Source organism: Pseudomonas sp. GW821-FHT09D08, assembly GCF_059416305.1.
This window is the reverse complement of sequence record NZ_JBWKOX010000029.1, coordinates 25,640-48,947: the sequence shown is the minus strand read 5'-3', so window position 1 is coordinate 48,947 and position 23,308 is coordinate 25,640. Positions and strand designations below refer to the sequence as shown.

General features: G+C 64.1%; 21 protein-coding genes. 20 read left to right on the top strand and 1 reads right to left on the bottom strand.

Going from position 1 to position 23,308, the window contains the following annotated elements; translation table 11 throughout:
* Nucleotides 1-227: 227 nt before the first annotated feature.
* The gene (locus AC07OP_RS29405; protein WP_169899962.1) at nt 228-2,978 is read right to left on the bottom strand and encodes a beta-glucosidase; all 2,751 of its coding nucleotides are present in this window, start codon (nt 2,976-2,978) and stop codon (nt 228-230) included.
* Nucleotides 2,979-3,485: 507 nt separating this feature from the next.
* On the opposite strand from AC07OP_RS29405, the gene AC07OP_RS29400 reads away from it, so the two are divergent.
* The 20 genes from AC07OP_RS29400 (at nt 3,486) to AC07OP_RS29305 (ending at nt 23,304) form a co-directional block, all read left to right on the top strand.
* The gene (locus AC07OP_RS29400; protein ID WP_065927288.1) at nt 3,486-3,713 is read left to right on the top strand and encodes a hypothetical protein; all 228 of its coding nucleotides are present in this window, start codon (nt 3,486-3,488) and stop codon (nt 3,711-3,713) included.
* 128 nt (nt 3,714-3,841) lie between these two features.
* Entirely contained in the window at nt 3,842-5,572 is a 1,731-nt protein-coding gene (gene gspE / locus AC07OP_RS29395; RefSeq protein ID WP_495101204.1) for a type II secretion system ATPase GspE, read from the top strand.
* Nucleotides 5,569-6,771, top strand: a complete 1,203-nt coding sequence (gene gspF / locus AC07OP_RS29390) for a type II secretion system inner membrane protein GspF (RefSeq protein WP_495101203.1) — start codon at nt 5,569-5,571, stop codon at nt 6,769-6,771. Before gspE ends, gspF begins: the two co-directional genes overlap by 4 nt.
* A 20-nt stretch (nt 6,772-6,791) precedes the next feature.
* On the top strand, nt 6,792-7,217 hold the full coding sequence (gene gspG, locus AC07OP_RS29385; RefSeq protein WP_024076412.1) for a type II secretion system major pseudopilin GspG: 426 nt from the start codon (nt 6,792-6,794) through the stop codon (nt 7,215-7,217).
* 9 nt (nt 7,218-7,226) lie between these two features.
* Nucleotides 7,227-7,658 carry a type II secretion system protein gene (locus AC07OP_RS29380; protein WP_027607416.1) on the top strand — a complete coding sequence of 144 codons (432 nt, stop codon included), beginning with the start codon at nt 7,227-7,229 and terminating at the stop codon, nt 7,656-7,658.
* Nucleotides 7,655-8,023 carry a type II secretion system protein gene (locus AC07OP_RS29375; RefSeq protein WP_092354855.1) on the top strand — a complete coding sequence of 123 codons (369 nt, stop codon included), beginning with the start codon at nt 7,655-7,657 and terminating at the stop codon, nt 8,021-8,023. Before AC07OP_RS29380 ends, AC07OP_RS29375 begins: the two co-directional genes overlap by 4 nt.
* The gene (locus AC07OP_RS29370) at nt 8,020-8,649 is read left to right on the top strand and encodes a type II secretion system protein GspJ (RefSeq protein ID WP_092354852.1); all 630 of its coding nucleotides are present in this window, start codon (nt 8,020-8,022) and stop codon (nt 8,647-8,649) included. Before AC07OP_RS29375 ends, AC07OP_RS29370 begins: the two co-directional genes overlap by 4 nt.
* Entirely contained in the window at nt 8,646-9,371 is a 726-nt protein-coding gene (locus AC07OP_RS29365; protein WP_495101202.1) for a type II secretion system minor pseudopilin GspK, read from the top strand. Before AC07OP_RS29370 ends, AC07OP_RS29365 begins: the two co-directional genes overlap by 4 nt.
* Entirely contained in the window at nt 9,368-10,411 is a 1,044-nt protein-coding gene (locus tag AC07OP_RS29360) for a PilN domain-containing protein (RefSeq protein ID WP_495101201.1), read from the top strand. Before AC07OP_RS29365 ends, AC07OP_RS29360 begins: the two co-directional genes overlap by 4 nt.
* A complete protein-coding gene (gspM, locus tag AC07OP_RS29355) occupies nt 10,386-10,997 on the top strand; it encodes a type II secretion system protein GspM (RefSeq protein WP_065940309.1) in 612 nt (203 codons plus the stop codon). Before AC07OP_RS29360 ends, gspM begins: the two co-directional genes overlap by 26 nt.
* On the top strand, nt 10,994-11,518 hold the full coding sequence (locus tag AC07OP_RS29350; RefSeq protein ID WP_495101200.1) for a type II secretion system protein, XpsN-like: 525 nt from the start codon (nt 10,994-10,996) through the stop codon (nt 11,516-11,518). Before gspM ends, AC07OP_RS29350 begins: the two co-directional genes overlap by 4 nt.
* Complete coding sequence (gene gspD / locus AC07OP_RS29345) at nt 11,515-13,737, top strand: type II secretion system secretin GspD (protein WP_495101199.1); 2,223 nt, start codon at nt 11,515-11,517, stop codon at nt 13,735-13,737. Before AC07OP_RS29350 ends, gspD begins: the two co-directional genes overlap by 4 nt.
* Before the next feature lie 577 nt (nt 13,738-14,314).
* On the top strand, nt 14,315-16,708 hold the full coding sequence (locus AC07OP_RS29340; RefSeq protein WP_495101198.1) for a TonB-dependent receptor plug domain-containing protein: 2,394 nt from the start codon (nt 14,315-14,317) through the stop codon (nt 16,706-16,708).
* A gap of 15 nt (nt 16,709-16,723) precedes the next feature.
* On the top strand, nt 16,724-17,689 hold the full coding sequence (locus tag AC07OP_RS29335; RefSeq protein ID WP_027607424.1) for an amino acid ABC transporter permease: 966 nt from the start codon (nt 16,724-16,726) through the stop codon (nt 17,687-17,689).
* Nucleotides 17,682-18,455 (top strand): amino acid ABC transporter ATP-binding protein, encoded by a 774-nt coding sequence (locus tag AC07OP_RS29330; protein WP_065927298.1) that lies wholly within the window; start codon nt 17,682-17,684, stop codon nt 18,453-18,455. The genes AC07OP_RS29335 and AC07OP_RS29330 overlap by 8 nt, the downstream gene beginning before the upstream one ends.
* 18 nt (nt 18,456-18,473) lie before the next feature.
* Nucleotides 18,474-19,397 carry an ABC transporter substrate-binding protein gene (locus AC07OP_RS29325; protein ID WP_065940304.1) on the top strand — a complete coding sequence of 308 codons (924 nt, stop codon included), beginning with the start codon at nt 18,474-18,476 and terminating at the stop codon, nt 19,395-19,397.
* Nucleotides 19,398-19,409: 12 nt separating this feature from the next.
* Nucleotides 19,410-20,993 carry a flavin monoamine oxidase family protein gene (locus tag AC07OP_RS29320; RefSeq protein WP_495101197.1) on the top strand — a complete coding sequence of 528 codons (1,584 nt, stop codon included), beginning with the start codon at nt 19,410-19,412 and terminating at the stop codon, nt 20,991-20,993.
* Between the two features lie 11 nt (nt 20,994-21,004).
* Nucleotides 21,005-21,427 carry a RidA family protein gene (locus AC07OP_RS29315; protein ID WP_146476527.1) on the top strand — a complete coding sequence of 141 codons (423 nt, stop codon included), beginning with the start codon at nt 21,005-21,007 and terminating at the stop codon, nt 21,425-21,427.
* Between the two features lie 233 nt (nt 21,428-21,660).
* Nucleotides 21,661-22,161 (top strand): DUF2165 family protein, encoded by a 501-nt coding sequence (locus AC07OP_RS29310; RefSeq protein WP_495101196.1) that lies wholly within the window; start codon nt 21,661-21,663, stop codon nt 22,159-22,161.
* Nucleotides 22,162-22,197: 36 nt separating this feature from the next.
* A complete protein-coding gene (locus AC07OP_RS29305; RefSeq protein WP_495101195.1) occupies nt 22,198-23,304 on the top strand; it encodes an efflux RND transporter periplasmic adaptor subunit in 1,107 nt (368 codons plus the stop codon).
* The last annotated feature ends 4 nt before the right edge of the window (nt 23,305-23,308 follow it).

Genomic DNA, 23,308 nt, shown 5'->3' with positions numbered 1-23,308 from the left:
CGCCACGCGCCATCCATGGCGCGGGGCGGCTAAACCGGCATCCCTGCCGGTTTACCCCCCAAATCACTATCGAATTCCGGCCAGCGTGGTTAACGGGGCGCCTGAGATCAAGATCAAAAGCAAGATCAAGATCAAGGGCGGCTCGCTTCGCATCGTGGTTAGCGTTGGCCGCTACACAGTTGTGTAGATACCCATGCTCATCGGGGGCAAGCCCCCTTCCACAGGGATCAGTTGCCGGTAGCACTGCCCTGGCTGCTGTCATCGCTCATGTCATAGCCATCACCGTCGCTGGTGCCGCTGTCGCCTTCGTTTTGATGCAGCACACCGCCGGTCTTCACCGTCGATTCACGCAGCGTCGAGTTGAGCGCCGAGCGCGGCAGCGGGTTGCTGGTGGTGGTCGACAGTTCCTGGCGGAACGGGTTGACCAGCTTGGCGTTCAGGCGAATATCCTGGGACGACGCGCCCACCGACAGGTTGAAGCTGTCGGCATCCACCACCCATTGCTTGCTCGCTACGTCGTAGTAGGCCAGCGAGCGATCGTTGAGCTCGATGGTCACGCGCTTGCTCTCGCCCGGCTTGAGGAACACCTTCTTGTAGCCCTTGAGTTCCTTGATCGCGCGTTCGACTTTCGGGTTGTTCTGGCCCACGTACAACTCGGCCACTTCGGCACCCGCGACCTTGCCGGTGTTGGCCAGGTCGAACGACACCTTGATCGGCGCCCCGGCCACCGCCACCCCAGGGGTCACGCTGATGTTGCTGTAGCCGAAGGTGGTGTACGACAAGCCGTAGCCGAACGGGTAGAGCGGCTTGATGCCCTTTTTCTCGTAGCCGCGATAGCCCAGGAACAGGTCGTCCTTGTAGCTCATCTCGGCCAGGGTTTCCTGGTTGTCGAACTTGGGGAAGGTCGCGTAGATCGGGTTGTCTTCGATGTTGCGCTCGATGCTGATCGGCAGCTTGGCCGACGGGTTGACCTTGCCCAGCAGGATCTCCGCCAAGGCCTGGCCGCCGTTCTGCCCAGGGTAGAACGCATGCAGCGCGGCCGGTACCTGATCGATCCAGTCGCTCATCTTCAGGCCGGTACCGCCGTGCAGGGTGACCACGGTATTCGGGTTGACCTTGGCGATGCTCTGGATCAGCAGGTTCTGGTATTCGGGCAGGTCGAAGCTGTGGTCGAAGCCTTCGCCTTCGTACTCATTGCTGTTACCGGCCGCGACCAGCACCGCGTCGTACTTGGCCAGGTCCTGCGGTGCCACCAGCGAGGCCCAGCTCATCTGCACACCGACGAGGCCGCCCATGGTCGACAGGTAACCGTTGCGGCGTGAGTATTCCAGCTTGATGTCGACCGGTTTGCCGGCTTCCAGGTTGACCTTGGCAAACACCGGGATGGTCGGCGGAATGCTGTTGTTCGGCAGCGGTTTGCCGTCGCCGTTGTCGAGGACTTTCTTGCCGTTGACGTAGAGGCGCACGGCGCCGTCGGCACGCACCTTGAACACCTGCTCGCCGCTGACCGTCGGGGTGATCTGGCCGCTGTAGCGAATCGAGGTGGCGGCGGTATCGCCGTTCACCGGCAGGCTGTCGGTGGACCAGTCCAGGTCGACATGGGTGTCGGTGCGGCTGGCGGCCGGGTCGCCGGACCAGTTTGTGTTGCTGAAGAACTCGGTCTTCAGGCCTTTGACGCTGTTGCCATTGCCGTCGGCATGGGTCCAGGTCGAGGTGGCCGGGTCCAGGGACAGCCCGTCGATGAACTCGACCTTGGCGCCTGGTGCCAGTTGCTGCAAGCCGCTCAGCTCACTGATGTAGTTGGCGGCCATGACGTTGGCGCTGCCGAAACCGGTAGGCGGCGCGTACTTGGCCAGGGTGCCGACCACGGCGATGCGCTTGACTTTCCTGGCGTCCAGCGGCAGCAGGCTGTTCTGGTTTTTCAGCAGCACGATGCCTTCGCGGGCGGCGTTCAGGGCCACGCGGTTACTGGTGGCGCTGTTCATGTTGTGGCTGGTCAGCGGCGCCTTGCTGTCGAACTTGTACAGGTAGATCTGCTTGAGGATGCGGCGCACCTTGTCATCGATGGTCGCGCTGCTCAGCTCGCCGCTGTCCAGGTACGGCTTGAGGATGGTGCTGTTCATCTGGTAGCCCATCATGTCCAGGTCGGTACCCGCCTGTGCCGCCGGCAAACCGTCGACCACTGCGTTGTAGTCGCTCTGCACGAAGCCCGGGTAGCCCCATTCGGTCTTGAGGATGTCACGCATCAGGTGCTTGTTCTGGCACGCGAACTCGCCGTTCACCTTCTGGAAGGCGCACATCATCATCGCGACCTTGCTGTTCTTCGAGGCGGACTCGAACGGCGGCAGGGTCATCTCGCGCAGCACGCGTTCGCTGATGATTTCATTGAGGTGGAAGCGGTTGCTTTCCTGGTCATTGGCGGCGAAATGCTTGGCATTGGCCCACACGCCACGGGACTGAATGCCGTTGATCACGGCCGGCGCCAGGCTGGCGCCGAGGAACGGGTCTTCACCGGACAGGTACTCGAACGCCCGGCCGCTGTACGGCATGCGGTACAGGTTCACGCCAGGGCCGGTGACGAACTGATAACCACCGCTGGCGGTGTCATAGCCCAGGGCGCGGCCCAGGTCGATGGCGCGCCGTGGGTTCCAGCTGGCGGCCAGGTTCGGCCCCGACGGGTAGACCACGCCCTGGGCGTTGCCTTCGCTGGTGTAGCGCACGCCCACGCCGCCATCGGCGCCGTGGATCTGCGGGATGCCGTACTGGGTCAGTGGCTTGACGTCCCAGCCACCGGTGCCGCCGATGTAGGCGAGTTTTTCTTCCAGGGTCATCTTCGCCAGGGTCTTGTCCGCGGCTTTTTCCGCGCGGCTGACCCGGCCTTCATCCAGGGCAGGACTGGTGGCCGCATGCACCTGGGACACGGCCAGTGCCAGCAGGGCGAAAGCCGACTGTGCACCGATCATTTTGCGTTTATTCATGGGTCTCTCCGACAACAGTTCAGTAAACAGGGCGCGCCGAGAAGTGCGTGTTGCACTGCACCTCGTCACTTTTTTCTGGGCAATAGTTGCCCCCGATCGCAATTTTTAACCGATGGCTAATTGCAACTATTTGGCGAATTTCGCAGTTTTATAAGTGTAATAATTGTATTAGTTATTGTTGTGGATAGTGTCTAAGCGATATCACGGGATGGCATTTTGAACCGCAAAAACCGCATAATTAAGGCAATTCTTGCGGTTATAAGTCAAACGAAAGCTAATTTTTGCGTGAAATAAGAAATATTTTCTTACCTTTCGGAACTAAGGCTAAACCTACCAGTCGATTGGTTTAAGAAAATTTATCGAGTCGTGGCTAACTAGTGGCATTGCTCGGTAGTTCTAAAGTGCCATGTTTACACAAGCTGTCATACACAACGCTTTGGTGTAGGGTCTTGATCGAGTTCAAGGCGCCACTTGGGCTATCTGCTGTTTTTGATCTGGAGAAAGTTGATGAAGATTTCCCTGTTGGGTGCCGGTGTTGTATTGGGCGTTGCGCTAAGTGGCGCGGCGATGGCGGCCGAGTCCACGGACGCCGATGCGAAATCCGGCGCCGCCGATTCCACGGTGCTGACCCAGGCCCACGATGCCAAGGCCGTCAAAAAACAGAAGGCTGAAACCACCAAGGGTGGGCGGCCGCTGAGCCAATCTGCTACCTCTAAAACAGCACCAACCAAGTAAGCCTGACCCCCTGTAGGAGCGAGCTTGCTCGCGAAAGTATTCCAAGCGCATCGCGGCGTCGGATGTACCTTTTTCGCGAGCAAGCTCGCTCCTACAGGGGGCTCATATAGCCCCTCAGATTTTTACCCATGCCCAGCCCTTCAACGCCTATCGATGCCTGCCAACTGCACATCCCGCACACCGAACAGGTCTGCGCGTGGCTGATGCAACATGCCGGCTTGAAAACCGTTGATCTGGAGCGCGCCCGACGCTTGTCCCAGGAGGCGGGCGACACCGAGTTGCTCGGCCTGCTCACGCGCTTGGGGCTGGTCTCGGAAGTGGAGCTGGCCCGCGCCTGGGCCGACCTGCTCGGCGCACCGCTGCTGCTGGCCGATGCGGCGCCGCCGCTGCTGGACCCGCTACCGGTGTTGACCGAGCGTTTCATGCGCCACTACCAGGTGGTGCCTGTGGGCTGGAGCCAGGGCGGCCTGCGGGTGCTGGCGGCCAACCCGTCGCTGGTCTACCCGTTCCAGGCCATGGCCTATGCCTGTGGCGTGCCGGTGTGGCTGGCGGTGGGGCCGCGCAACGAAGTCGAAACCCTGATCGAGCGCTACTACGGCCAGGGCCGTTCGGCCATGGGCACCCTGATCGAAAACCTCGACGAGCAGGGCGGTGCCCTCGAAGACATCGAACACCTCAAGGACATGGCCTCCGAAGCGCCGGTGATTCGCCTGGTCAACCTGATCCTGCAGCGCGCGGTGGAACATCGCGCCTCGGACATTCATATCGAACCCTTCGAAAACCAGCTCAAGGTGCGCTACCGCATCGATGGCGTGCTGCATGAAGCCGAGGCGCCGCCGTCCAGCTCTTCAGCGGCGGTGATTTCGCGGGTGAAGATCATGGCGCGCCTGGACATCGCCGAGCGGCGCCTGCCCCAGGACGGGCGCATCATGCTGCGCATCCAGGGCAAGGAGCTGGACTTGCGGGTGTCCACGGTGCCCACCAGTTTTGGCGAATCGGTGGTCATGCGTTTGCTCGACCGCCAGACCGTGCAGTTCGATTTCCAGAGCCTGGGCTTCGATGGCCAGCGCCTGGAAGCCTTCCTCGAAGTGCTCGAACGGCCCCACGGTATCCTGCTCGTCACCGGGCCCACCGGCTCGGGCAAGACCACCACCCTGTACACCGCGCTGTCGCGGCTCAATACCGCCGAGCGCAAGATCATCACCGTGGAAGACCCGGTGGAATACCAGCTTGAGGGCATCAACCAGATCCAGGTGAAACCGGCCATCGGCCTCGACTTCGCCGGCGCGCTGCGCTCCATCGTGCGCCAGGACCCGGACGTGATCATGATCGGTGAAATCCGCGACCTGGAAACCTGCCGCATCGCCATCCAGTCGTCCCTCACCGGCCACCTGGTGCTCTCGACCCTGCACACCAACAGTGCGGCGGCGAGTATCACGCGCTTGCTGGACATGGGCGTCGAAAGCTACCTGATTGCCTCGACCGTCAACGGCATCCTCGCCCAGCGCCTGGTGCGGCGCCTGGACCCGGCCACCCGCGAAGCCTTCGAAGCACCGGCGGAGTTGATCGCCGAACACGGCCTCGACCGGTTTACCGAGCAGCGCCCGATCATGCTTTATCGCCCCCGCGCCGATGCGCCGGGCGGTGGCTACCACGGCCGCAGTGCGATCACCGAACTGCTGGTGATGAACGACGAATTGCGCAGCCTGTTGATGCGCCAGGCCGACGCCGCCACCCTCGAACAGGCCGCCCGCCGTGGCGGCCTGCGCACCTTGCATGAAGAAGGCCTGCGCCAGGCCGTGGCCGGTGTCACCTCACTTGAAGAAGTGCTGCGCGTCACCCGGGGAGAGGGCGCATGAGCCTGTTCAAATACCGCGCCCTCGACAGCCAGGGCCAGGCGCAAAACGGCACCCTCGAAGCCAAGGACCAGGATGCCGCCGTCGCCGCCCTGCACAAGCGCGGTTTGCTGCTGTTGCAGATCGAGGTGGCGGGCGCCCAGGGCCTGCGCAAGGCCTTTGGCCGGGGCCAGTTGAACGGCGCGGCGCTGGTCAGTTTCACTCAACAGTTGGCCACGCTATTGGGCGCCGGCCAGCCGCTGGAACGCTCTCTGGGCATCCTGCTCAAGCAGCCCGGCCAGCCCCAGACCCGTGTGTTGATCGAGCGTATCCGCGAACAGGTCAAGGCCGGCCAGCCGCTATCCAAGGCGCTGGAGGCGGAGGGCGGCCAGTTCTCGCCGCTGTACCTGAGCATGGTCCGCGCCGGCGAGGCGGGCGGCGCCCTCGAAGACACCCTGCGCCAGCTCAGCGACTACCTGGAGCGCAGCCAACTGCTCAGGGGCGAAGTGATCAACGCGCTGATCTACCCGGCGTTTCTGGTGGTCGGCGTGCTCGGTTCGCTGGCGTTGCTGCTGGCCTATGTGGTGCCGCAGTTCGTACCGATCTTCAAGGACCTGGGCGTGCCGATTCCGCTGATCACCGAGGTGATCCTGGGCCTCGGCCAATTCCTTGGGGCCTACGGCCTGGCGGTGCTGGCCGGGTTGATGGTCGGCGCCTGGGCCCTGGCCGCGCGCCTGCGCGATCCCCAGCGCCGCGAACGTTATGACCGCCGCGTGCTGGGCATCCGCATCATCGGCCCGTTGCTGCAACGGGTCGAAGCAGCCCGCCTGGCCCGTACCCTCGGCACCCTGCTGAGCAACGGTGTGGCGCTGCTGCAAGCGCTGGTGATTGCCCGCCAGGTCTGCACCAACCGCGCCCTGCAAGCCCAGGTCGCCCAGGCCGCCGAGTCGGTCAAGGGCGGCGGCACCCTGGCCAGCGCCTTCGGCAGCGAGCCGCTGTTGCCCGACCTGGCGTTGCAAATGATTGAAGTCGGCGAACAGGCCGGCGAACTCGACAGCATGCTGCTCAAGGTCGCCGCGGTGTTCGACGTCGAGGCCAAACGCGGCATCGACCGCCTGCTCGCCGCGCTGGTGCCGTCCCTGACCGTGGTCATGGCGGTGCTGGTGGCGGTGATCATGCTGGCGATCATGCTGCCGCTGATGAGCCTGACCAGCAACATATGAACCCTTAAGGAAACACGCTGATGCGCCATACCCGATTCAAGCCCGCCCGCCGCCAGGGCGGTTTTACCTTGCTGGAAATGCTCGCCGTGATCGTGCTGCTGGGCATTGTCGCGACCATCGTGGTGCGCCAGGTCGGCGGCAATGTGGACAAGGGCAAATACGGCGCGGGCAAGGCCCAGCTGGCCAGCCTGAGCATGAAGATCGAAAGCTACGGCCTGGACGTCGGTTCGCCGCCCAAGACCCTGCAGCAACTGGTCGACAAGCCGGGCAACAGCGCCGGTTGGGCCGGGCCGTATGCCAAACCGTCGGACCTCAAGGACCCGTTCGGTCATGCCTTCGGCTATCGCTTCCCCGGTGAGCACGGTGCGTTCGACCTGATTTTCTACGGCCAGGACGGCCAGCCCGGCGGCGAAGGCTACAGCGCCGACCTGGGCAACTGGGAATAACCCACGACCATGGCCAACGCCCAACGCGGCTTTACCTTGCTGGAAATGCTGGTGGTGATCGTCTTGATCAGCATCGCGGCCGGCTTGGTAGGGTTTGGCCTGCAACAAGGCCTGCGTGCGGCCAAAGAGCGCCAGGCCGTCGGGCAGGTGGTCGAGGCGTTGCGCAGCACGCGGGCGCGGGCGATTGTCAGTGGCACTACCGAAAGCACGGTGTTCGATTTGCGTAACCTCAGTGTGCAGGCGCCGGGCCGTCCGAAAAAGTATTGGCCGGCCGGGCTGCAAGTGACCCTGCACACCGCCGAGCAAGCCGGCGCTGCGGTGGACTTCTACCCCGATGGCAGCTCCACCGGCGGCCACGTGTTGCTGGCCAACGGCAGTCGGCGTTGGCGCATCGACATCGGCTGGCTGACCGGCAGCGTCGAATCCAAGGCCCTGCCATGAAGCGCCAGGCGGGTTTTACCCTGCTGGAAATGCTCGCCGCGCTGACGCTGATGGCGATCTGTAGCACGGTGCTGCTGGTCGCCTTCGGCCAGAGCGCACGCTCGTTGTTGCAGGTGGCCCACAGCGACCGCCTGACCCATGCCGCCTTGAGTGTGATGGATCAGGAAGGCATGGGCCCTTTGGCCAGCGGTACACGCCAGGGCGAGTTGGACGGCATCGCCTGGCAACTGCGCATCGCCCAACAACCCAGCCGGATCGGCCAGGCCCATCTGTTTCGCCTGGACCTCACCGTCAGCGAAGGCCCGCGCCAAGCCCGTTTCAGCACCTTGAAACTGCGCGCTGCCGGCGTCGGGGCCGGCTTGTGAAGGCGCGTCAGCAGGGCTTTACCTTGCTTGAGATCATGATCGTACTGAGCCTGCTCGGGGTGTTGCTGACCCTGGTCGGCGGTGCATTGCTGGGCGCCAATCGCGCCGTGCTCAAGGCCCAGCGCTACACGGTCAGCCTGGATGAAATGCGCGCCGCGCAGCAGTTTTTGCGCACCGCCATCAGCGAGGCGTTGCCGCTGGACGTGACCGAGGACGACAGCCAGACCGATGGCTTTTTCGCCGGTGGGCCCCAGCGCATGCAGTTTGTCGCGACCCTGCCAGGTGTGCTCGGCGGCGGTATCCAGCGCTTCACCTTGCAACTGGTGGGCCCTGAATCGCAGCGCGATTTGCAGGTGGCGTTCGCGCGGTTTGAGTCCCCCGCGCAAGTCAGCGTCCCGGCCTCGCGCAGTGAGCCGCAGGTATTGTTGAAGGATATCGAGGACCTGCAATTCAGCTATCGCGGGGTGTCGCCCAAGGGCCAGGCCACCGGCTGGATCAGTGAGTGGCCGTGGACCAAACGCCTGCCTTACGCAGTGCGGATTGACGCACGGGTGAACGGGCCGGTGCCGTGGGTGACCCAGGTGGTTGCCTTGCGCCTGAACCTGTCCGGCGGGGCACCCGAATGATCCGCCATCAACGCGGTGTGGCCCTGCTGCTGGTGCTGTGGGTGCTGGCCTTGCTCAGCCTGTTGCTCGGCGGTTTGGCCGGCTGGGTGCAACTGGAAACCCGCCAGGCCGCCTGGCACCGCCAGCACACCCAGGCGGTGCTGGCGGCCGAGGCCGGGGTGGCGTTGGCGATGCAGGCCGTCGCCGACCCGTTGCAGCGCAAGCAGTGGATTGCCGACGGGCGTGAAATTCCGCTGGTGTTCGACGATGCGCAGCTGCGCGTCAGTCTGCACAGCGAACGCGGCAAGTTGTATTTGAACAGCGCCGAGGTGGGTGATTTTTCCCGCCTGGCCCTGGCCTGCGGTGCGACCCAGGCCCAGGCCAACCACCTCGCCAGGGCCCTGGAAGTACGGCGCAACCAGGGCCTGGCGCCGTTTCGGGTGGTGGAAGAGGTGCGCCAACTGCCGGGCATGACCCAGGCGCTGTACAGCGAACTGGTGCCCGAGATCAGCTTGTGGAGCGGCCTGGACCGGCCCGATCCGGCATTCGCCAGTGCCTTGATGCGCCGCGCACTGAACCTGCCGCACCAGAACGCGGTGGGGGCCGATCCCGGCGACGTGCTGGTGGTCAGCAGCCGCGCCCAACGCCCCGGCGGTTACCACGCCCAGGTGCAGGCCACCGTGTTATTGAGCCCCGCGCAAGGCAGCGCACAACCTTATCGAGTCTTACGTTGGCAAGAATGAACGAACAGTTAAGCGCACGGCTTCAGGCGCTTGCGCAGCCCATCACCCAGCGCTGGCGCGGCAGCCTGCTGCAACTGGGCTGGCGCCTGTGGCTCAAGGAGCTGCGTGGCTGCCTGCCGGCATGGTTGTCGTTTGCCGAGATCCCCGAGCATGTCTACGCCTGGCCGCTGACCGACGCGGTGGAAAAGCTGCCTGGCGAAGCGCGTCAGGTGCTGGTGCTGCCGCCTGAAACGGTGTTGGTGCAAACCCTGCAACTGCCCCCGGCGGCAGCGCGCAACCTGTCGACGGTGGTGGGCTATGAACTGGACCGCTTCACGCCGTTCGACGCCGCCCAGTTGTACTTTGTCGCGCGCCAGGAACGCCGCACCCCCACGCACCTGCACGTCACGCTGGTGGCGATCCTGCGTGAGCGCCTCGACCAGATCCTCAATGACTGCGCGGCCCTCGGCTTGCAGCCCCATGCCGTGGATGTCGCCGATAGCGCAGGCAACCCCATGGGCATCGACTTGCTGCCGGTGCCGTTGCGCCCCCGTCAGCGTCCCCAGGGCAAGGGCCTGCAACGCAGCCTGCCGTGGTTGTGCGGGGCCTTGCTGATTGCGGCGATGCTGCTGTGGCTCAACGACCGCCAGCGCGTGCTCGATGCCATGCAACACAGCGTGCGCGAGCAGAAAGCCCAGGTCGCCGAGATCCAGGCCCTGCGCCAGCAATTGCTCAATACCCGTGGCGCCGCCCAGTACCTGATTCGCCGCAAGGCCGCCCAACCGCCGTTGGCGGCGCTGCTCAACGAGCTTACCGCGTGCCTGCCCTCGGACACCTGGCTCGACCAATTGGAAGTCAACGACGGCGCCCAGGTGTCCTTCTCCGGGCAGAGCGCCAAGGCCAGTGCCCTGATCACCCGGATCAAGGGCTGCCACAGCCTGGAAAACGCCCAGTTCGAAGGGGTGATCCAACCCGATGCGCAAACCGGCAAGGATCAATTTTCCTTGCGCGCCCACCTGCACCAGGAGGCCGCCGATGCGCCGACCACTGACACCCCGTGAACGCCGTGGCGCGGCCCTGATCGCCCTGGCCCTGGTGCTCGGCGCCGGTTACTGGCTGTTGATCGACAGCTGGTTCGCCGGCCCCTTGCGCGCCATGGGCGAGCAAGCCGAGCAGCTGCGTGAACAGCAGCAACGCTACGCCGGCGTGTTGCGCCAGGGCGACAGCCTGCGCCAACAGTTGGAACAGGCGCGGCAGGACCCGGCCAGCAGCACCAGCCTGTTGCCCGGCGACGACCCGAGCGCGGTGGCGGCGGACCTGATGCAACGCATCGCCGACCTGATCAACAGCCGCGCCGGCCTTGGTGGCGGTTGCAGCCTGACCCAGCGCATGCCCATCACCCCGGAGCAGGACGACGCCGAGCCCTATCGCCAGGTCAAGGTCAGCCTGACCCTCAACTGCGCCATCGAACCCTTGACCGCGATCCTGCATGAGCTGGAGTACCAGCGGCCGTTTCTGTTCGTCGATGAAATGAGCATTCGTCGCCCACCGAACGCACCGGCCAGTGGCGGCGCCGGGCAACTGGTGGTGCACCTGTTGGTGCGCGGTTACCTGCAACCGGCCGCCGCCCGGCAGGTGCAACGATGATCCATGCATTGCGTCCCCTGGAATGGCTGTTACTCGGCGTGGCCGGGTTGTTGGGCCTGCTGATGGTCGGCATCCTCAGCAGCATCGGCGATGCGCCGCAGTGGTTGCCGGCACCAGAGCCCGATGGGCGCGCCAACACCGCCGCCAAGGTGCTGGTGGCACCGAGCGCGACCCTCGAAAGCCTGGCCGGCACCTGGCAGGCGCCGCTGTTCAGCCCCTACCGCAGCCCCGACCGTGCCGTGGGCCAGTCCGGTGTTTCCAGCCTGTCGAGCCTGGTGCTGACCGGGATCGTCCTCGACGGCGACCTGCGCGTGGCGCTGCTCAAGCGTGCCGATGGCCCGCCGCTCAAAGTCCAGCAGGGCCAGACCCTGCCCAATGGCTGGCGCCTGAAACAGCTGACGCCCCGCGATGCCCGTTTTGTCCTCGACGGCCGTACGCAAACCCTGAGCCTGCGGGCCCTGCGTTTGCCGCCGCCGTCCACCACACCCCCGATTACCCTTCCTCACGAGTCCACCCCTTGATCGATACCTTCCCTGGCGCCTTGCGCACCACCGTGCTGTGCCTGACCACCGCCGTTTCCCTCGGTGGCTGCGGCACCTTCCCCGAGCATCTCGACCCGGACGAGGCCCTGTTGCATGAGGCGATGCAGGGCACCGGTTCGCAACGCCCACCCGTGGACCCGGCCAGCGAACAGGCGCCGGTCGACAGCGGCCAACCCCAGGCGAAGACACCGCCCCAGCGCCAGTTGATACGCGGCAACCAGCAGTTCGTGCGCCAACCGACGGCGGTCTCGGCCGCCAAGGAAGAGGGCAGCGGCGACATCGTGTTCAACTTCGCCGACCAGCCGATCGAAGCGGTGATCAACAGCGTGATGGGCGACCTGCTGCACGAGAACTACAGCATCGCCCAGGGCGTGAAGGGCAATGTCAGCTTTTCCACGTCCAAGCCGGTGAACAAACAGCAGGCCTTGTCGATCCTGGAGACCCTGTTGTCGTGGACCGACAACGCCATGATCAAACAGGGCAACCGCTATGTGATCCTGCCGGCCAACCAGGCGGTGGCGGGCAAGCTGGTGCCGGAGATGCGCGTGTCGCAGCCGTCCAGCGGTTTGTCGGCACGCCTGTTTCCGTTGCGTTATATCTCGGCCACCGAGATGCAGAAACTGCTCAAGCCGTTCGCCCGCGAGAATGCGTTCCTGCTGGTGGACCCGGCGCGCAATGTGTTGAGCCTGGCCGGCACCCCCGAGGAACTGGCCAACTACCAGGACACCATCGACACCTTCGACGTGGATTGGCTCAAGGGCATGTCGGTGGGCGTGTTCGGCCTGCAACGGGCGTCGGTGGCCGAGCTGATGCCCGAGCTGCAAAAAATGTTCGGCCCCGACAGCGGCATGCCCCTGGCCGGCATGGTGCGCTTCTTGCCCATCGAGCGGACCAACTCGGTGGTGGCGATCTCGTCGCAGCCGCAGTACCTCAGTGAAGTTGGCGACTGGATCCACACCATCGACGAAGGCGGCGGCAACGAGCCGCAGATGTACGTCTACGACGTGCGCAACATGAAGGCCACCGACCTGGCCAAGTACCTGCGCCAGATCTACGGCACGGGCGCGATCAAGGACGATACCCCGGCCAAGGTCGCCCCCGGTTTGCGCACCGCGACCTTGTCCTCGCCGGGCACCAACAGCACCTCCGGCAGCACGCCCGGTGGCCTGAGCAACAACCTCAATGGCAACCCACCCGCCGCCGAGGATGAGGAGCAGGAGCCCGAGGCCGAGCAGGACACCGCCGAGCAGGGCGCGAGCGAAGACGCCCCGGCCAAAAGTCTCGACGCCGGCACCCGCATCACCGCGCAGAAAAGCAGTAACCAACTGCTGGTCCGCACCCGCCCTGTGCAGTGGAAAGAAATCGAATCGGCGATCAAACGCCTCGACAATCCACCGCTGCAGGTGCAGATCGAAACGCGCATCCTCGAGGTCAAGCTCACCGGCGAACTGGACCTGGGCGTGCAGTGGTATCTCGGTCGCCTGGCGGGCAATTCCACCAGCACCACCGTGGCCAACACCGCCGGCAGCCAGGGCGCGTTGGGCGGCGGCGGGGCAGGGTTGGGCGCGACGGATTCGTTGTTCTACTCCTTCGTCAGCTCCAACCTGCAAGTGGCCCTGCACGCCCTCGAAACCAACGGCCGCACCCAGGTGCTGTCGGCGCCGTCGCTGGTGGTGATGAACAACCAACCGGCGCAGATCCAGGTGGGCGACAACATCCCGATCAGCCAGACCACGGTTAACACGGGCACCTCCGACACCACCTTGAGCAGTGTTGAATATGTGCAGACCGGGGTGATCCTCGACGTCGTGCCGCGGATCAATCCGGGTGGACTGGTGTACATGGACATCCAGCAGCAGGTCAGCGATGCCCAGGACCAGCAGGCGTCCAGCAACGACACCCAGGCCAACCCACGTATCTCCACGCGCTCGGTATCGACCCAGGTCGCGGTGCAGAGCGGGCAGACGGTGTTGCTGGGCGGGTTGATCAAGCAGGACAACGCGGAGAGTGTCAGTGCGGTGCCTTACCTTGGGAAAATTCCCGGGTTGCGCTGGTTGTTTGGCAATACCAGCAAGTCCAAGGACCGTACGGAATTGATTGTGCTGATTACCCCGAGGGTGATTACCAGCAGCAGCCAGGCGCGGCAGGTGACGGATGACTATCGCCAGCAGATGCAGTTGTTGAAGCCGGCTAACTGAAATGTGGGAGGGGGCTTGCCCTAATACCAGTCAGTTAAGGCTTTTTGTAGGAGCGAGCTTGCTCGCGAAAAACTCACAGGCGCCACGTTAATTCAGGAGGCACGCGTTATCGTTGACGTTTTTCGCGAGCAAGCTCGCTCCTACAGGAGGCGATGTACGCAAGCCCCCTCCCACAGTTTGATATCCCGATATCAGATAGATCTGGGCCTGAGATAAAGACCAACCTCAAAAAGACATTATTTATATGAATAAAAAAACAAAAAAATAATAAAATTAGAGAATATTAGCTTATACCAAAACAGCATTATATTTTCAAAACCCATTCCGTTATGTTTGATCGCAACAGCCTACCCCTGACCTCGGATGGTACCCAGCGTGATTCAGATTCTGCGCGCCATAACCGGGTGATAGCCCCGCGGCAGAATCGTTGGAAGGGAGCTCAACGTATGTTGCCGACTCAAACCCCTCGACTGCCCCACACCTAGTCCCCAATCGCCGCAACGCCCCTGAAAAAATCGAGCACCGCGCCCGCCCGCGTGACTGCCCGACTTCGCGATTTGGAATGTCTGGAGTGGCTATGAAGCAAGTCTTACAACCGACCGCCATCCTGGCGCTGGCGATCCTGGCCAACACCGCCCGGGCCCAGGACGACAGTACCCTGTCCACCGTGGTGGTCACCGGTAACCGTGGCGCCGAACAACGCACGGTCACCAGCAGCCCGGTGCCGATCGATGTGGTCAGCGCCAAGCAACTGCAAAGCACCGGCAAGCCCGGTTTGATGGAGGCGTTGAGTGCGGTGATCCCGTCGCTGACCCTGCCGGAAAAAACCGGTTGGGACGCCAGCGGCATCGCCCGTGCGCCGAACCTGCGCGGCATGAGTGCCGCCGAAGTGCTGGTGCTGGTCAATGGTAAGCGCCGCCACACTGCGGCCACCCTGAACATCAACGGCATCAACACCGGCGCCGCACCGCCGGACCTGGACCTGATCCCGATCAGCGCCATCGACCACGTCGAAGTCCTGCGCGATGGCGCCGCCGCCCAGTACGGCTCCGATGCCATCGCCGGGGTCATCAACGTGATCCTCAAGGCCGACACCAGTGGCACCTCGGTGACCCATGTCGGCCAGGGTTACGACGGCAAGAAACAGACCGTGCAGCAAAGCCTCAACAAGGGCTTCGAGATCGGCAACGGCGGCATCGTGCAGTTGGCCCTGGACGCGCGCAGTCAGAACGACGACAACAAGGCCAGCGCCAACGGCTACACCTATGCCCAGGCCTTTGAGCAGGCCGGCCGCTCCACCTATGGCGGCTACGGCACACCGAAGACCAACCTGCTGACCCTGGGCTACAACGCCGAATTGCCGATCGACGACAGCTTCAGCCTGTATTCCTTCACCACCTATTCGCGGCGCAAGGCCGAGCAGGGCCAGAACTTCCGCCTGCCGACCATCACCAACACCATTACCACCGGGCCTAACGGTTACCCCGGCGGCTACACGCCGACCTGGTATATCGACGAGGACGACTTCCAGGCCGCATTCGGCGGTAAAGGCACCGTCGGCGAGTGGGACTGGGACCTGTCCACCACCTACGGACGCAACGAGGCGGAGCAGGGCACCACCCATAACCAGAACCCCTCCCTGGGTGAGGCCACGCCGAACAGCTTCACCTCCGGCACCTGGATTTCCACCGAGCTGACCACCAACCTCGATTTCAAGCGCGGCTTCGACATCGGCCTGCAAAAGCCGCTGGACCTGAGCTACGGTTTCGAACATCGCCGCGACACCTACGAGGTGCAGGCCGGTGACTATGAGTCCTACGCCAACGGCGGCTACTGCGTGGCACCGGGTAACTGTGCGTCGTCCGGAGCCCAGGTCACCAACGGCATCTCGCCGGATGAAGAAAGCAGCGCCTCGCGCAACAGCCTCGCCAGTTACGTCGACGTGGGCTTCAACCCGGTGCCGGACTGGTACGTGGGCACCGCGTTTCGCTACGAGCATTACAACCAGGGCGTGGGCGCTACCCGCAGCGGCAAGCTGACCACCCGCTACGACTTCACCCCGCAGTTCGCCGTGCGCGCCACCGTGAGCAATGGCTTCCGTGCACCGTCCCTGGCCAACAGCCTGTTCAGTGCGCGATCCACCACCTATGGCGTGGTCGACGGCGTGTACCAATCGATCAACTACGGCGTGCTGCCGGTAGGTTCGGCCGCCGCCCAGGCCTTGGGGGCGCAGGAACTGAAGCCCGAGCGTTCCACCAACTTCAGCCTGGGTTTCACCCTCACCCCCAGCGATCGCCTGAGCTTCACCGCCGACGCCTACGTGATCAACCTGCGCGATCGCATCACCCTCACCGGCACCTTGCTCGGCCCGGAAATCACCCAGGTGCTGCAAGGCAATGGCATCACCTCCACCTCCGGCGGCCAGTACTTCATCAACGGTGCCGACACCCGCACCAAAGGCCTGGACCTGGTCGGCAACTACAGCCAGGACCTCGGCCCCTATGGCGCGCTGAAATGGACCGCCGCGTTCAACTGGAACCAGACCAGAATCCTCAATTACAAGGAATCCACCACGATCCTGGGCACGGCCTATGACCTGATGGACCGCCAGGCCCGCAACCTGATCACCGGCGTGCAGCCCAGCACCAAGCTGATCCTCGGTGGCGACTGGAGCATCGAGCGCTTCAACCTCAACCTGGCCCTGACCCGCTACGGCTCTTACAAAGAGGTCAACGTCTCCGCCGACCGCAGCCTCGACCGGGTCTACAGCGCCAAGTGGATCACCGACCTCGACCTTGGCTACAACCTCACCAAAGACCTCAACGTGGCCATCGGCGCCAAGAACCTGTTCGACGTCTACCCGAAAAAACAAGGTGTACCGAGCAGCACCATGGTCAGCAGCTACGGCACCTATTCGCCCTACGGTTTTACCGGCGGGTACTACTACACCCGCTTGACCTATGCCTTCTAGGCCGAGGAATACATCATGCCCATCGTTGCCAAATCCTATGACCTGATTGACTCGCCCGGCGCGCTGCGCCAGGCCCGTGTGTCCACTCCGATCAAAGCCCTGCAGGTGGTGCCCGCGCGGCACCCCTGGCGCTGGGCCGGGTCGATCTTTGCCGCGCTGGTGCTGCTCGCCATCGCCCATTCCCTGGCCACCAACCCGCGCTGGGAGTGGGGCGTGTTCGGCCAGTGGTTCTTCTCGCCGTCGGTGCTGCGTGGCCTCGGCCAGACCCTGTTGCTGACGCTGCTGAGCACGGTGTTCAGCGCCATCCTCGGCACTGCGCTGGCGTTGGCGCGGCTGTCGGGCTCGCCGCTGCTGGCGGCCCTGGCCTGGGGCTACATCTGGTTTTTCCGCTCGATGCCGGCGCTGCTGGTGCTGATCATCCTCTACAACTTCGCCTACCTGTACGACCACATCGTCCTCGGCGTACCGTTCACCAGCGTGGTGTTCGCCGAGTGGTCGACGGTGGACGTGCTCAGCCAATTCACCGTGGCCGTACTGGGCCTGAGCCTGATGCAGGCGGCGTACGCGGCGGAGATCATTCGCGGCGGCCTGATCGGTGTGGATGCCGGCCAGCATGAAGCGGCGGCGGCCCTGGGCCTGCCGGCCTCGCGGCGGATCTTCCGGATCATCCTGCCCCAGGCGCTGCGCTCGATCCTGCCGTCGGGATTCAATGAAATCATTGGCCTGGTCAAGGGTACCTCCATCGTCTACGTGCTGGCGCTGCCGGAGCTGTTCTACACCGTGCAGGTCATCTACAACCGCACCCAGGCGGTGATCCCGCTGCTGATCGTCGCCACCGTCTGGTACCTGATCATCACCACCGTGCTCACCAGCGCCCAGTACTACGTCGAGCGGCATTTTGCCCGGGGTACGGCCAGGGTGCTGCCGCCTACGCCGTGGCAACGCGTGCGCCGCTGGCTGAAGGAGAACACCCATGAGTGAAGCCCGCGCCGGCCGTATCCAGATCCAGGGCGTGGGCAAGCGCTTTGGCAATCAACAGGTGTTGAAAGACATCGACCTGACCATCGATCCAGGCAAGGTCACGGTGATTCTCGGGCCGTCCGGCTCGGGCAAGTCCACCTTGCTGCGCACCATCAACCACCTGGAAAAGATCGACAGCGGGCACATCACCATCGACGGTGAATACGTCGGCTATCGACGCAAGGGCGACCTGCTTTACGAGCTCAAGGAACGCGAGATTCTCAAGCGCCGTATCGACGTCGGTTTTGTGTTCCAGAACTTCAACCTGTTCCCGCACCTCACCGCCTGGGAAAACGTCGCCGAGGCGCCGCTGGCGCACAAGCGCTGGAGCAAGGCCGACGCCCAGGCCAAGGCCACCGCACTGTTGGCCAAGGTTGGCCTGGCGGACAAGGTCGATGCCTACCCACGCCAGCTTTCCGGCGGCCAGCAACAGCGCGTCGCCATTGCCCGCGCACTGGCGCTGGACCCCAAGGTACTGCTGTTCGATGAACCCACCTCGGCCCTCGACCCGGAACTGGTGGGCGAAGTACTCGACGTGATCAAGGGCCTGACCCAGCTGGGCGTGACCCTGGTGATCGTCACCCACGAAATCGGTTTTGCCCGCGAAGTGGCCGACCACGTGGTGTTCCTCTGCGACGGCGAGTTGATCGAAGAGGGCCCGCCCGAACAGATTTTCCGCCAACCCCGACATCCCCGCACCGTGGCCTTTCTCGGCAAGGTGCTTTAGTTCAAGGAGTGACTGCCCATGTTCATCAACACCACCCGTGTGGCCCTGCTGGCGCTGGCCGTCAGTGCTGCGCAAAGCGCATTCGCCGTACAACAGGTCGACCTCAGCCCCGACCGCCCGCGCATCCATGTGCCGCGTAACGAAGCGGCGATTGCGCAGATCCCGCCGGGCTTCAAGTTCGCCCAGCCGGGCAAGTTCACCGTGGCCGTGTCCGGCGTGGCCGGGCCGCCCCTGGCGCTGTTGGCCAGCGACGACAAGACCACCATCGGCAGCGAAGCCGACACCGCGCAACTGGTGGCCGACAGCCTCGGCCTGCAACTCAATGTGGTGCAGACCAGCTGGGAAGACTGGCCCCTGGGCGTCAGCTCGGGCAAGTACGACGCGGTGATCAGCAACGTCACCGTGACCGAGGCGCGCAAGAAGCGCTTTGACTTCGCCACCTATCGCCAGGATGTGCTCGGCTTCTACGTCAAGACCACCAGCAAGATCAGCGAGATCAAGCAGGCAGCCGATATTGCCGGGCTGAAGATCATCGTCGGCTCCGGCACCAACCAGGAAAAAGTCCTGCTGGCCTGGAACGAGGCCAACGAAAAGGCCGGCCTCAAACCCGCGCTGTTGCAGTACTTCGACGACCAGGCCGCCGCGCAACTGGCGGTGCAGTCGGGGCGCAGCGATGCGCTGTTCGGGCCCAACTCGGTGTACGCCTATTCGGCGGCGATCACCGGCGGCATCAAGCGCGTCGGCACGGTGAACGGTGGCTGGCCATTGCAGGCGGACATTGCCGTGACCACCCGCAAGGACAACGGCCTGGTCAAGCCGATCCACACCGCCCTGGAAGGCGCGATTGCCGGCGGCCAGTACGAGCAGGTGCTGCAACGCTGGGGCCTGGATGTGGAGCGCGTCGACAAGTCGCTGATCAACCCACCGGGCCTGCCGGATTAAGGAGCAATCGACATGGGACTGACACGACGTGAAGCGTTATCGAGCATCGCGGCGGTAGGCGGCGAAAAGGCCGTCAAGGATGCGCTCGCGGTACTCGGCCTGGGGCCGTCATCGCACCGCCGACCGCAACCGTTGAAACTCAAGGACGGCCTGGGGCAGGGCACCCGCGTGCTGGTGCTGGGTGCCGGGATTGCCGGGCTGGTCACCGCCCTGGAACTGACCCGCGCCGGGTTCAGCGTGCAGGTGCTGGAAGCCCGTGAGCGGGTCGGCGGTCGCACCTGGACAATCCGTCATGGCGACCGCGTGGACTACCAGGATGGCCGCACGCAGACCGCCGCGTTCGAGCCGGGGCATTACTTCAACGCCGGGCCGGCACGGATTCCCAGCCAGCACCGCACGATCCTCGATTATTGCAGTGAGCTGGGCGTGCCGCTGGAAGTGCTGGTCAATAGCAGCCATGGCGCCCAGGTGCGGCCGGATGTGAACCAGCCGGCCTTCACCGTCGGCCAGGCGATCAACGATGCGCGCGGGCATTTGTCCGGGTTGCTGGCCAAAGCGGTGCAGCGTGATGCCCTCGACGATGTGCTGAGCGCCGAGGAACGCACGCGCTTGCTGGCGTTTTTGCACGTGTATGGCGACCTGTCCCAGGAGCTGACCTTCGAGGGCACGATCCGTTCGGGGCACCTGGAATCGCCTGCACATCCTGGCGCCTTGCCCGCCAGCCGCAGCCCGTTGGCACTGGACCAACTGCTGCACCCCGAACTGTGGGGCGCCTTGCTGCACACCGAATTCCCGGAATTCTCGGCGACCATGTTCCAGCCGGTGGGTGGCATGGACCGCATCACCGACGCCTTCTACCGGCGCGTCAGCGATCACGTGCAACTGGGCGCCCAGGTGCGCCAGATCCGTCAGTTGGAAGACGGCGTGGCTGTGACCTACCACGACCAACGCAGCGGTCGCGAGCAGGTGGTGCGCGCCGACTATCTGGTCTCGACCTTGCCGCTGCCATTGCTGGCCAAGCTCGACACCGACTTCAGCGACCCGATCAAGGCCGCCTTGCTCAGCACCCGCAGCGACCAGGCCACCAAAGTGGCGTGGCAGTCCCCACGCTTCTGGGAAACCGACTACCGCACCTACGGCGGCCTGTCGTGGATCGAACACCCGGCGCGCCTGCTCTGGTACCCCAGCAACGACCTCAACACCCGCGAGGGCCTGCTGGTGGCCGGCTACGTGACCGGGGAGGGCGCCGATGTGTTTGGTGCGCGACCGTTCGACCAGCAGTACGCCACCTCCAAGGAGGCCGTGGAGTTGCTGCATCCGGGCTATTCCAAACACCTGCGCCACCCGCTGGCGGTGTCCTGGGAACAGATCCCCTTCAGCGAAGGCCCGTGGCTGCAACGCGAACACTTCCCCGCCGATGCCAGCGCCTTGCTCGAACAGGGCCACGGCCGCGTGTACTTCGCCGGCGACGGCCTGGTGCAAAGCGGGGTGGGCATCTGGCAGGAATCGGCGGCCAACTCGGCGCGGCATGTGGTCGCGCAACTGGCTGAACGCGTGACCCAACAACGACAGGTCGCGGCACTCGCCGCCTCTTAAGGAGACACACCATGAGCGACAGCATTCAACGCACCAGCATCGGCGATTTCCCGATCTCGCAGACCGTCACCGTACCGGCGTCCGCCAGCCTGATCTTTGTCAGCGGGACTTTGCCGGACCTGGTTGATCCAACGGTTCCCGGGGTGTTTGGCAACACCGAAGTGCAGACGGTTTCGGTGTTCAACAAGCTGCGCCAGATCCTGCGCCAGCAAGACCTGGACCTGGGCGATATCGTGCAGTTACGGGTATTCCTGGTCGGCGCCGAGGAAACGGGCGGCAAGCTGGATTTCGCCGGGTTGCAGCGTGGGTATACGCAGTTCTTCGGCACCCCCGAGCAGCCGAACAAGCCGGCACGCACCGCGTTGCAGGTCGTGGCGTTGCCATTGCCCGGTGCACTGGTGGAAATCGAAGCCATCGCCGCCAGGACGGCGTGACAATCCCTCGCAAGTAACTCCCCTCCAGCCCCCTCACAACCGCTTCGGGGCTTCGGCGTGACTGCGCCGAACGCCCCCGGCGGGCGCCTGCCAGACAGCGTTTCCAACCTTCCTGAAGCCCCTCCCGCACAAAGATAAATCTTGTATTTAAACGCCTGCGACGTATTATCCAAGCAGTGTCTTGTGTATATACCTGAGGCTGGATTTCCCTTTCGACAAATACGGAGGTTTGAATGACTGTGGAGGCAGGGTTACTGGGTCACTCGATGTCAGTGTTCCTAGGCGTACAGGCCGTTAGCTTGAGCCTGTGGCTGAGCATTGCGGTGCTTAACAATTGGCAAGCGTTTCGCAGCTCGGTAGGCGCGGTAGGCGCAACCATGGCGATGGAGCCGTTGCGCCAGAGCCCCGCCATCGACATTCCCTTGCTGGTGCGGGCCGTGCGTTCACCCCGTCTGCACCAACTGGCCCTGCTGGTGGTGCTGGCCCTGCAATTGGTCGCTGCACTCGCGGCCTGGACCGGCAGTTATCAGTTGATCCTCGGCGACGGCCTGCTGTCGGCACGGCCCTGGCTCAACCTCGCCCTCAGCGCGTTTTCGGCGTTTGTCTTCGCCATGTTGCTGGGGGGCTTGTGGTTCGGCTACTGGATTCGCCAGGAGGGTTTGCAACTGACTCACTTGGTGCTGTCGATCTGGGCGGTACTGGCCTTCTTCCTGTTTAACCACAGCTGGCTGTGAGCCGCGCGTAACGCACTCATCGTGATAAGGACGTCCATGAACAACAAGAAGATAACCAGCCTGGTGTTGATTCCGGTGGCGGTCATCGCGGTGGTGATGATGTCGCGCGCGCCGTCCCAGGCCCAATCCGCCGACGCCCCCGCCAGCGCCTTGACCAAGGTGGCCCTGGGGGCGGTGCAATTGCGCCCGGCCAATGTGTATTTCGCCGGCGTCGGTGAGCTGGAAGCGGCCTCCCAGGTGCAGGTTTCCGCCGAGGCAGGTGGGCGGGTCACCTTGATCAACTTCGAGTCGGGCCGCCAGGTCAAGGCCGGCGACGTATTGGTCAAACTCAATGATGCCCCGGAACAGGCCGAGCAGTTGCGGCTGCAGGCCCAGGTGCGCAATGCCGAGATCATCCGCAAGCGCGTGACCGGGCTGGTCAGGGAAAACGCCGCGACCCAGGAACAGCTCGATAACGCCCGGGCCGCCCATGACATGGCCCTGGGCGAGTTGAAAAAAGTCCAGGCCCTGATTGCCCAGAAGACCATCCGCGCACCCTTCGCCGGGGTGCTGGGGATTCGCCAGGTCAACGAAGGGCAGTACCTCAATGTCGGCGACCGCATCGTCAGCCTGGTCAATACCCAGGTGCTCTATGTCAATTTCTCCCTGGATGAGCAGCTCAGCCGCCGCCTGGTCGTCGGGCAAACCGTGGGCGTGCTGATCGACGCCTACCCTGACCGGGTGTTCAAGGCGCGGATCAGTGCCGTCGACCCGATGATCGGCCGCTCACGCACGGTGCAGGTGCAGGCCACGCTGGAGAGCCCGGACGCCCCCCTCAAGCCGGGCATGTACGCCAGCGTCAAAGTGGCCGATACCGAAGTGGCCGATGTCCTGACCGTGCCGGAAACGGCGGTGGCCTACACCGCCTATGGCGATACCGTTTTCCTTGCCCGCCCGGACCAGGGCGCCACGCTGGTGGTCAAGCGGGTGGCGGTGAAAATCGGCCAGCGCCAGGACGGTTGGGTCCAGATCCAGGAAGGCTTGCACGAGGGTGACCAGGTGGTGACCTCCGGGCAACTCAAGCTCAGTGACGGCATGGCGGTGCAGGCGACCGATGACACCCTGGCCCTGCCTGCGTCCAAACCGCCTGTGACGGGCATCTGATTCT

Coding starts and splice junctions, on each gene's coding strand:
- AC07OP_RS29310 (WP_495101196.1), top strand. CDS start 21,661: ATGACTGTGGAGGCAGGGTTACTGGGTCACTCGATGTCAGTGTTCCTA.
- AC07OP_RS29320 (WP_495101197.1), top strand. CDS start 19,410: ATGGGACTGACACGACGTGAAGCGTTATCGAGCATCGCGGCGGTAGGC.
- AC07OP_RS29380 (WP_027607416.1), top strand. CDS start 7,227: ATGGCCAACGCCCAACGCGGCTTTACCTTGCTGGAAATGCTGGTGGTG.
- AC07OP_RS29350 (WP_495101200.1), top strand. CDS start 10,994: ATGATCCATGCATTGCGTCCCCTGGAATGGCTGTTACTCGGCGTGGCC.
- AC07OP_RS29325 (WP_065940304.1), top strand. CDS start 18,474: ATGTTCATCAACACCACCCGTGTGGCCCTGCTGGCGCTGGCCGTCAGT.
- AC07OP_RS29315 (WP_146476527.1), top strand. CDS start 21,005: ATGAGCGACAGCATTCAACGCACCAGCATCGGCGATTTCCCGATCTCG.
- gspE (WP_495101204.1), top strand. CDS start 3,842: ATGCCCAGCCCTTCAACGCCTATCGATGCCTGCCAACTGCACATCCCG.
- AC07OP_RS29335 (WP_027607424.1), top strand. CDS start 16,724: ATGCCCATCGTTGCCAAATCCTATGACCTGATTGACTCGCCCGGCGCG.
- AC07OP_RS29365 (WP_495101202.1), top strand. CDS start 8,646: ATGATCCGCCATCAACGCGGTGTGGCCCTGCTGCTGGTGCTGTGGGTG.
- gspG (WP_024076412.1), top strand. CDS start 6,792: ATGCGCCATACCCGATTCAAGCCCGCCCGCCGCCAGGGCGGTTTTACC.
- AC07OP_RS29405 (WP_169899962.1), bottom strand. CDS start 2,978: ATGAATAAACGCAAAATGATCGGTGCACAGTCGGCTTTCGCCCTGCTG.
- gspM (WP_065940309.1), top strand. CDS start 10,386: ATGCGCCGACCACTGACACCCCGTGAACGCCGTGGCGCGGCCCTGATC.
- AC07OP_RS29330 (WP_065927298.1), top strand. CDS start 17,682: ATGAGTGAAGCCCGCGCCGGCCGTATCCAGATCCAGGGCGTGGGCAAG.
- AC07OP_RS29305 (WP_495101195.1), top strand. CDS start 22,198: ATGAACAACAAGAAGATAACCAGCCTGGTGTTGATTCCGGTGGCGGTC.
- AC07OP_RS29340 (WP_495101198.1), top strand. CDS start 14,315: ATGAAGCAAGTCTTACAACCGACCGCCATCCTGGCGCTGGCGATCCTG.
- AC07OP_RS29375 (WP_092354855.1), top strand. CDS start 7,655: ATGAAGCGCCAGGCGGGTTTTACCCTGCTGGAAATGCTCGCCGCGCTG.
- AC07OP_RS29400 (WP_065927288.1), top strand. CDS start 3,486: ATGAAGATTTCCCTGTTGGGTGCCGGTGTTGTATTGGGCGTTGCGCTA.
- gspF (WP_495101203.1), top strand. CDS start 5,569: ATGAGCCTGTTCAAATACCGCGCCCTCGACAGCCAGGGCCAGGCGCAA.
- AC07OP_RS29360 (WP_495101201.1), top strand. CDS start 9,368: ATGAACGAACAGTTAAGCGCACGGCTTCAGGCGCTTGCGCAGCCCATC.